Raw genomic sequence first — 7,983 nt, 5'->3', positions numbered from 1 at the left:
TATTTAGCGTCAAGCCCTAAGCAAGACAGAAATAAAACCAGCCTGAAGGAGCGAATCGGATACTCCTTCAGGGGCTAATCCTCTTTCTCTCCTTCATTACCTGTCCGGCCGCCTTCTCCGCCTCAATATCCCGCCGGCATTGGGAACAGATCCGGATCCATTCCAGGCCGCTGGCATCCTCCTGCATCCCTGCAGGAAGGGAAGCCTCGACCTTCATCAACATGGGCAAGGTGGCATATCGTGATCCGCAGACCCTGCAGGCCACCAGTTCAAAGGAGATCTCGGACTCTGGGACAAGCTCATCATAAGCCACCAGAGCCAGTGCCTTGGCCGGACAGAACTCGACGCAAAGATCGCACTCCTCTTTGCACTTTTTCCAGTGAACGGTTCTGGTATCAGCGCTCTGTAGAAGGACGATGTTCTGGTTGGGGCAGACGTTGGAGCAGGACAGGCAGCCCAGACACTTGCCTGGATCAACTTTTATCATGCTCTGCCTCCCCTGGTGATTAACATGGCCGCACGGTTGCGAGCCCTGCGGCTGGCGAGATCGAAATCCAGGCTCAAGGCATTGGCTGGACAGGTCATAACACATGTCGGCATCTCCTGGCCCGAGCACAGATCGCATTTATGAGCGATTTTGTCCGTCCGTACAACCCCAAAGGGACAGGCCAGCTGGCACAGGCCACAGCCAGTGCACTTGTCCACATCAAAAGCCGTTTTATCCCCCTCTTTATGCAGGGCTCCGGTACTGCAAACCATGGTGCAGCAGGCATCCTCACAGTGATGGCAGAAGACCGGTACTGATGCCAGACTACCTACAAAATGAACATTCACATGCCCTTTGCCACCATGCACCCGATCGCAGGCCACCTCGCAGGACCGGCATCCTATACATCTGCTGATATCAACATAAACTGGCATCTAATCCCTCTTCAATAGGTATATAGATCGCTATAAGGCCTCTTTGATCTCGGGATGAGCTTGACGAAACCATCCTTCAGGACCTCTTCAGGAATCAGTTCGAGATCAGGGAATTTTTCAATGAAACCGGACACATACTGGTCTAAAATCCCCCGATCGGCTTCATCAATCGGTGAGATCTCCACCTGATCTCCTACCTGAGAGCGGTTCACTGAGCCCCGCAGATATATGGTCCCGCCATGCATACCTGATCCTATGAAGTTCGCCCTGTGGCCCTGACCTTTGAGATCCAGGAGGATGACTGTCCCTCCTGCCATGTACTCGCCCAGAAAATCCTGAGCCGTCCCGCCTATGACAAGAGCCGGCTTTTTGCCCTCGTACTCTTTCATATGCAGAGCGGTCCTGTAGCCGCAGCCGTCCCGCACATAGATCGTCCCTCCACGCATGGAAAAGCCCAAGACATCTCCCGCTCTACCCTCAATCACAATCTCTCCATCATCCATGGTGTTTCCAACCCCGTCCTGAGCATTGCCATGCACGACCAGCCTATGACCGAAGAGGAAGGCAGCCAGGTCATTTCCAGGAGTACCGAAGATATCGATCTCCATCCGGTGCCTCTCTGGCGAGTACAGTCTGGTGCCAATATATCGCTGGCCGCATACATTTCTGATTATCACTTTTCTCTTGCCGGCCAGCATCATATCTCGCAGCCGGTCGTTCAAATCTCTGGTCTGGAGCCCGTCGGCATTGATCTCAACCGCTCCCAAAAACAAACCTCCTGAAGCCATGATATTTGTTGGGATAAGGGAGATCTCATTATCCTGAATCATTCTCCCGCACCCTTTATTCCCAGGACATCCAGCTCCCATTCATATAAGCCCACGCCCCGCAGATGGTCACGGTTTCCGCGCAGGCTCTCCAGGGCATTGATCCCCATTCCCCCCAGCATCTCCTGAATCTCATGAGACCAGGCAGATATGAGGTTAACCAGCCGCTGGGAGGCGATATCCACATTCAGCCGCCCTGCTAGACGCGGGTCCTGGGTACAGATTCCCCAGTTGCATTTGCCGGTGTAGCATTTCTGGCAGAGATTGCAGCCCATGGCAATGAGAGCTGCCGAGCCGATATAGGTGGCATCTGCACCCAGGGCTATGGCTTTTATCACATCTGCGCTGCAGCGAATTCCGCCAGCGGCGATGATCGAGCACCTGTTCCTGATGCCATCCTGGCGGAGGCGTCGGTCCAGAGAGGATATGGCCAGCTCAATGGGTATTCCCACATTGTCCCTGATCACCTTGGGAGCAGCTCCGGTGCCCCCCCGCAGGCCATCGATGGCAATGATGTCCGCGCCAGCATGAACGATCCCCGCTGCTATGGCGGCGAAGTTATGCACAGCTGCGATCTTGACCGATACCGGCTTCTCGTAGTTTGTAGCCTCTTTGATGGCGTGGATGAGCATGGACAGATCCTCGATGGAGTAGATATCATGATGCGGCGCCGGGGAGATGGCGTCTGTGCCCACTGGGATCATCCGGGTGGCGGAGACGGAAACAGAGACCTTCTCTCCGGGCAAGTGACCGCCTATTCCAGGTTTAGCCCCCTGGCCTACCTTGATCTCCACCGCAGCGGCGCAGTTGAGGTATTCGGCATCTATGCCGAAACGACCGGAGGCTACCTGTACGATGGCATGCTTGCCGAATTTCTCTCTCATCTCCCTGGGAAGCCCCCCCTCGCCGGTATTGAAGTAGGTCCCCAATTTGCTGGCCGCTGTGGCCAGGGAGAGGAAGGCATTGTAGCTGATTGCTCCGAAGGACATGGCGGAGAAGACGATCGGCATTTCCACCATCAGATTGGGTGAGAGCTGGGTGGCAATCTCCACTTCCTCGTTCTTTACCTTGAAATCCATCAGGTCAGGCTTGGCACCAAGAAAGGTGCGCAGCTCCATCGGCTCCCGCAGAGGATCTATCGAGGGGTTGGTGACCTGAGAGGCATTGAGCACCATGTGGTCCCAGTAGATCCTGAAGGGCTTGTCGTTGCCGCATCCTGTCAGTATCACCCCGCCAGTCTCAGCCTGCTTTTTAACGTCCTCCAGCTTCTCCCGAGACCAGGAGGCGTTCGGGCGGTAGAATGACGGATTTGGCCGGACCACTATGGCATCACGGGGGCAGAAGATGGCGCACCTCTGGCAGCCAACGCACTTGTTGTCGTCTGATATCAATCGATCGCTGACCGGATCGTATGTGTGGGTGCCAAATGCGCACTGCCTCTCGCAACCCCGGCACTGGCCGCATTTTGCCTCGTCTCTGATGATCTGAAACTGGGGAAAGACGAATGATTTCATCTTATACCCTCCTGCTGTTAAGTTCGCATATTACCGGTTCTCCTCCGCTGGGCGTCCAGACGGAGTCTAATTCCGGCGAGATAAGTCTGATCGACGCTTCTTCGCTGGAGAGATAGAACATCTCCCCTCTGGTGGCTGCTGTTATCGGCCGGAGCCGGATTCTGTCCGTCAGGCCAATCAGCCTGCCTGTCTGGCCGATGATGATGGCAAAGGGGCCGTTCATAAGCAGGGGGCCATAGACCATTCTCAGTGTGGTGAAGAGTTTCTTCTCCTTTTCATTCATGGTATCGATGGCATTCCAGATGGGCGGGGCCAGGATCTTGGCCACGATCTCCATCGGTATCCTCTGCCTTCTGAGGAGCAGGTCTGCAGCATAGGCTATGACCTCGGTATCGGTCTGAAGGGTGCAGGCATAGCCGTACATCTCCAGGTACCAGCGATTGGTGCCGTAAGAGGAGATCTCGCCGTTGTGCACCACGCTCGTATCCAGCAGGCTGAAGGGATGGGCTCCCCCCCACCAGGCCTGGGTGTTGGTAGGAAACCGGCCATGAGCCGTCCAGGCATAGGCAGAGTAGAGTTGGTCGAGCATGAAGTACTCACCGATCTCCTCAGGATAGCCCACTCCCTTGAAGCAGCCCATATTCATTCCAGAGGAGAATATGTAGGCGTCCTCTGCTCTGCTGTTGGTCTGCATCACCGTTCTCACCACGTACTCGTCGTCTGACAGGCTGGCGTCCTCTCCCATTTTTTTTGGGGAGACGAAGTAGCGCCATATCAGGGGGGGATCTCGAAGCTGGGTTTGAGGGCGGTGAGGGATCTCCTCATCATGGACCACATCGAACCTCTGGTTGAGGTATTGCTCGAATTCTGCTTTGGCTGATATCTGGGACTGGAGGGTTTTGCCGTTGAACATGAGATGGAAGGCATAGTAGTCTCGATACTGCGGATATATGCCGTAGGCTGCAAAGCCCCCGCCCAGGCCGTTGCCCCGCACATGCATGTTGGCTATGGCCTTCATGACCCCGGCAGCGTTGAAGCGTTCACCATCCCGGTTCATTGCCCCGAAGATGGAGCAAGCGCAGATCTCCTTATTGTAAAGCTCTCTTCTGTTCCTTGGCATAGCAACCAAAAACTCCAGTCATCGACCTTGCTATCTCTTATAGACGATTCCCCGGGGCTTAATCGAGCAGCCAGATTCGTCCCCAGAATGCTCACAGTAGTGGAAGGTAGCGGTTAAGCTCCCACTGGGTGACGTTCATGCGGTAGGCATCCCACTCTGCCCTCTTGTTGGCGATGAAGGCCCGGAAGACGTGCTCGCCTAAAGCCTCCCGGACGAGGGTGCTCTTCTCGGTGATGTGGATGGCATCGTTCAGGCTGCCGGGAAGGGACGTGATTCCTGCTTTCGCCCTCTGTTCATCAGTCATGTGATATATGTCCTGCTCCTGGGGCGAGGGGAGATCGTATTTGTTGGCAATGCCGGCGAGCCCTGCGGCCAGCATGACAGAGAAGGCCAGGTAGGGATTGGCTGCCGGATCCGGGCTGCGATACTCCACCCTCGTGGCCGCCTCTTTTCCGGGCTTGTACATGGGCACTCTGACCAGAGAGGATCTGTTCCTCCTTGCCCAGGCGATGTAGACGGGAGCCTCGTAGCCGGGGACCAGCCTCTTGTAGGAGTTAACCCACTGGTTGGTGACGGCAGTGATCTCGGGAGCGTGCCTGAGAAGGCCGGCGATATAGTATCTGCCCTCATCGGATAGATTGAACTCGTTGCCTGGATCGAACATCACATTCCTCTTGCCCTGGAAGAGAGACTGGTGGACGTGCATTCCGCTGCCGTTCTGGCCGAAGATGGGTTTGGGCATGAAGCTGGCATGATAGCCGTATCTGCGGGCGATCTCCTTGACGGTGATCTTGTAGGTCATCACCGTGTCCGCCATGGAGAGGGCATCCTTGTACCGAAGGTCGATCTCATGCTGAGAGGGAGCGACCTCGTGGTGGCTGTACTCCACATCGATGCCCATGGAGTCCAGGGCGAGAATGGTGTCCCTCCTCAGGTCAGTGGCGTTGTCTGCCGTGGTCAGGTCGAAATATCCGCCGTTATCCAGGACATCGGTGTTGTTCTCTCCCTTGAAGTAGAAGAACTCCAGCTCCGGGCCTACCAGGAAGCTATAGCCGTCATCTTTGATTCGGCTGAGGTTCCTTTTGAGCACATTTCTGGGGTCGCCCTCATACGGGGTGCCATCGGGGTTCTGGATGTCACAGAACATCCTGGCCACGGCGTTCTCCTGCTGCCTCCAGGGGATGAGCTGGAAGGTGGTTGGATCGGGCTTGGCAACCATATCCGACTCGTGAATTCTGGCGAAGCCCTCGATGGATGAGCCATCAAAGCCCATGCCCTCTGAGAATGCTCCATCTAACTCATTGGGGTTGATGGCGAAGCTCTTGGGGATTCCCAGTATGTCTGTAAACCAAATTCGGACAAATCTTACATTAAATTCGTCTATTGCCTCAAAGACTTCCTCTTTATTTCTTGTTTGCAGGGCCATTTTTCTTACCTCCAAATAGAAGGTAACGTTAAGCGGAATTTATAGATATTTGAGAATAAGGCAGAAAAATTATGAAAATTTATGATCGCATGTTGTTCATTTCTAAGGCGTGCAATTGTATTGAAAAGGAATATGATGGCTATGAATAACTCATAATAAAAAGTGATCGGAAAGAAAATGCTCTGGGATTTAAAAGCGCGGGTGATGAAAAAAAAGAATGGGAAAATGGACTATATGCGCCCGGCCACTTAGCCCTTATTCAAGAATGCTTTAAGCGCTTCCTCAAGGCCGGGGACCTGATTTGAGCCGGCGGGGACGGTGAGGTTTGCCCCTGCGAAATCCTGGCCGATGGGCTGATAGCTCCCGCCCAGGTGCTCTCTTGGGTCATCAAAGCCAAAAATATACCAGGTGCGGCTGCCGGGATTCGAACCCGGGTTACGAGCTTGGGAAGCTCATGTCATAACCGCTGGACCACAGCCGCTCCTTGTCGCAGAACCTACGACGTGCTTCCCTTTCATGGCTTCCAATATTTAAAGGTTATAGGATTCAGGCCCATTCTGCTTCGACCAGCCCTTTGGGGCAGGAGAGAAACCTCTTCCCCTTAACTGGCATATTACTTCCCTGCGCACCCCTGCCCGCTCGGAGAAAGAGAAATGATGCCCCCCCGCCATCGTCGCTTGCTTCCTAACATGTCTCCTGGGTGGTCTTAACAAGGGTCTGGTCTCCAAGCTCTTTTTTGGCCTTAAAGCTCCTTTTTCCTCAGGACTATCCGGTCTGCTGCATTGATCCTTTCGAATAGGTCCAGACCCTGCACCACCTTTCCGATGTGGTTGACCCTGGAATAGGGCTGGGTTTGGCCGAAGAATATGCATAATGCAGGCCCTGGGGACCAGTAGCAGATGTCTCCTGCCTCTGAAGAAGCCGATGGATTCTCATCTTTCAATTTCATATCCAGATCGAAGTAGACCTCTTCGCCCCAGAGGATGGCCCTGCCCTCTATCGGCAGAGCCTGCCATATGGCTTCCCTGATGATGGGGTTTCGCTCATCCAGTTCTGCCAAGGCGCTCCCCTTTCCATAGACCTCGATTATAATCGCCTTCATTAAACCCTCACTGTCATGTCCATTTGCTTTGACTTGTCCTCTCTCATCCCATCCTTGCGAATACTTTCGCACTGCACGGCCAAGCTATTCATATCCACCGACATTACTATGAGTTAGACCGCCCGTGCCTAGATACCCTTCTGATTACTCCCTGCGGGCGGATCCATCCCCTATCAGCTTCTTTTTAATCTTATATGCAGGCGATCGGAGTAGTTTGTTCCCAGCTTCAGCGCCAGGTCCCAGGCCTCACTAGCATTCTGCATTCCCTGGTCGGCCCCATAGGCCATTATCCATACTCTCTCTCGATCGAGAATGGGAATGAGTTGTTTCAGCTCCTCCTCATTCCAGCACCAATCGGGCTTTCCGAGGACGAATTTGAGGTGGACATTGCTCTTATTCGCCCAAAAGCCGAGATTAAAGTCCGATCCCTTCTTGGGGCTCACCACTGCGCAGTGAATCTTCTCCAGAATCTCCAGGGGAATGATATTGGTGCCATTGCTCTCGATGTGAATCTCCATCCCCCGGCTGCAAAGCCTGCAGATCAGATCTACCAACTCATTCATCTGCAAGGTTGGCTCACCGCCGGTTATTATCACCCTCTTGCCCTGGCCTTCAATTCTCTTCAGCAGCTCAAGGATGGAGAGATCTAGTGAGGGCTTGAGATCGGTGTCGCATCCCTTGCAATTCAGATTGCATCCCGAGAGCCTGATGAACAGAGCCGGCCTTCCCATAGCCGGGCCCTCACCCTGCAATGAACGGAATATCTCAATCAGCTTCATGCTACCGGATCAATAGTCATTGGTTTTGAACTGATCCATATTTGCGTCTTTCCTATAGCGCTTCCGGGCATATCTCTTATTCTCTTGTGATCCTTTATCTTATAGCCCATATAATCCTTTATCCTGGCCGATGTCGTTGGTGCCTAAAAAAAGAGTTGACTTTGAGCCTCTGCTTCCAGGCCAAGCCAGATCATTTTTCTCCGTTAACGATGACTTTAGAATGCGCCACAATAATCACTAATTCGCGAACACTTCTCGCCATATTTCTCGAGTAACTATTCAGCCACCCAGTCG

Annotated in this window: 8 protein-coding genes and 1 tRNA gene; all 9 read right to left on the bottom strand. The window is 53.8% G+C overall.

Translation table 11 applies throughout. The annotated features are described in order from the left end of the window. Window positions 1–67: 67 nt before the first annotated feature. Window positions 68–487 carry a 4Fe-4S dicluster domain-containing protein gene (locus BP727_RS05120; protein WP_013718103.1) on the bottom strand — a complete coding sequence of 140 codons (420 nt, stop codon included), beginning with the start codon at window positions 485–487 and terminating at the stop codon, window positions 68–70. Further along, window positions 484–921 carry a 4Fe-4S binding protein gene (locus BP727_RS05115; RefSeq protein WP_013718102.1) on the bottom strand — a complete coding sequence of 146 codons (438 nt, stop codon included), beginning with the start codon at window positions 919–921 and terminating at the stop codon, window positions 484–486. Before BP727_RS05115 ends, BP727_RS05120 begins: the two co-directional genes overlap by 4 nt. A gap of 11 nt (window positions 922–932) precedes the next feature. After that, on the bottom strand, window positions 933–1,751 hold the full coding sequence (locus tag BP727_RS05110; RefSeq protein WP_286857685.1) for a hypothetical protein: 819 nt from the start codon (window positions 1,749–1,751) through the stop codon (window positions 933–935). Continuing rightward, window positions 1,748–3,262 (bottom strand): glutamate synthase-related protein, encoded by a 1,515-nt coding sequence (locus tag BP727_RS05105; protein WP_013718100.1) that lies wholly within the window; start codon window positions 3,260–3,262, stop codon window positions 1,748–1,750. The genes BP727_RS05110 and BP727_RS05105 overlap by 4 nt, the downstream gene beginning before the upstream one ends. Window position 3,263: 1 nt before the next feature. After that, entirely contained in the window at window positions 3,264–4,382 is a 1,119-nt protein-coding gene (locus tag BP727_RS05100) for a class II glutamine amidotransferase (protein ID WP_273278772.1), read from the bottom strand. Window positions 4,383–4,473: 91 nt separating this feature from the next. Next, window positions 4,474–5,808 carry a glutamine synthetase family protein gene (locus BP727_RS05095; RefSeq protein ID WP_013718098.1) on the bottom strand — a complete coding sequence of 445 codons (1,335 nt, stop codon included), beginning with the start codon at window positions 5,806–5,808 and terminating at the stop codon, window positions 4,474–4,476. A 409-nt stretch (window positions 5,809–6,217) separates the two neighbouring features. Then, window positions 6,218–6,289: transfer RNA gene (locus BP727_RS05090), tRNA-Gly, on the bottom strand. Between the two features lie 261 nt (window positions 6,290–6,550). After that, window positions 6,551–6,910: a cyclophilin-like fold protein gene (locus tag BP727_RS05085; protein ID WP_273278771.1), complete on the bottom strand. Its 360-nt coding sequence runs from the start codon at window positions 6,908–6,910 to the stop codon at window positions 6,551–6,553. 173 nt (window positions 6,911–7,083) lie between these two features. Next, a complete protein-coding gene (locus BP727_RS05080) occupies window positions 7,084–7,689 on the bottom strand; it encodes a 7-carboxy-7-deazaguanine synthase QueE (RefSeq protein WP_273278769.1) in 606 nt (201 codons plus the stop codon). Between the last annotated feature and the right edge of the window lie 294 nt (window positions 7,690–7,983).

Source organism: Methanosaeta sp. UBA356, assembly GCF_002496465.1.
GTDB lineage: Archaea > Halobacteriota > Methanosarcinia > Methanotrichales > Methanotrichaceae > Methanothrix > Methanothrix soehngenii.
Note: the sequence above shows the minus strand (reverse complement) of the source record. Positions and strands in the feature narration are given on the sequence as shown.

Excerpts from the sequence above, each read along its gene's own strand:
- BP727_RS05115 (WP_013718102.1), bottom strand. The coding sequence starts at position 921 with ATGCCAGTTTATGTTGATATCAGCAGATGTATAGGATGCCGGTCCTGC.
- BP727_RS05085 (WP_273278771.1), bottom strand. The coding sequence starts at position 6,910 with ATGAAGGCGATTATAATCGAGGTCTATGGAAAGGGGAGCGCCTTGGCA.
- BP727_RS05110 (WP_286857685.1), bottom strand. The coding sequence starts at position 1,751 with ATGATTCAGGATAATGAGATCTCCCTTATCCCAACAAATATCATGGCT.
- BP727_RS05120 (WP_013718103.1), bottom strand. The coding sequence starts at position 487 with ATGATAAAAGTTGATCCAGGCAAGTGTCTGGGCTGCCTGTCCTGCTCC.
- BP727_RS05100 (WP_273278772.1), bottom strand. The coding sequence starts at position 4,382 with ATGCCAAGGAACAGAAGAGAGCTTTACAATAAGGAGATCTGCGCTTGC.
- BP727_RS05095 (WP_013718098.1), bottom strand. The coding sequence starts at position 5,808 with ATGGCCCTGCAAACAAGAAATAAAGAGGAAGTCTTTGAGGCAATAGAC.
- BP727_RS05080 (WP_273278769.1), bottom strand. The coding sequence starts at position 7,689 with ATGAAGCTGATTGAGATATTCCGTTCATTGCAGGGTGAGGGCCCGGCT.
- BP727_RS05105 (WP_013718100.1), bottom strand. The coding sequence starts at position 3,262 with ATGAAATCATTCGTCTTTCCCCAGTTTCAGATCATCAGAGACGAGGCA.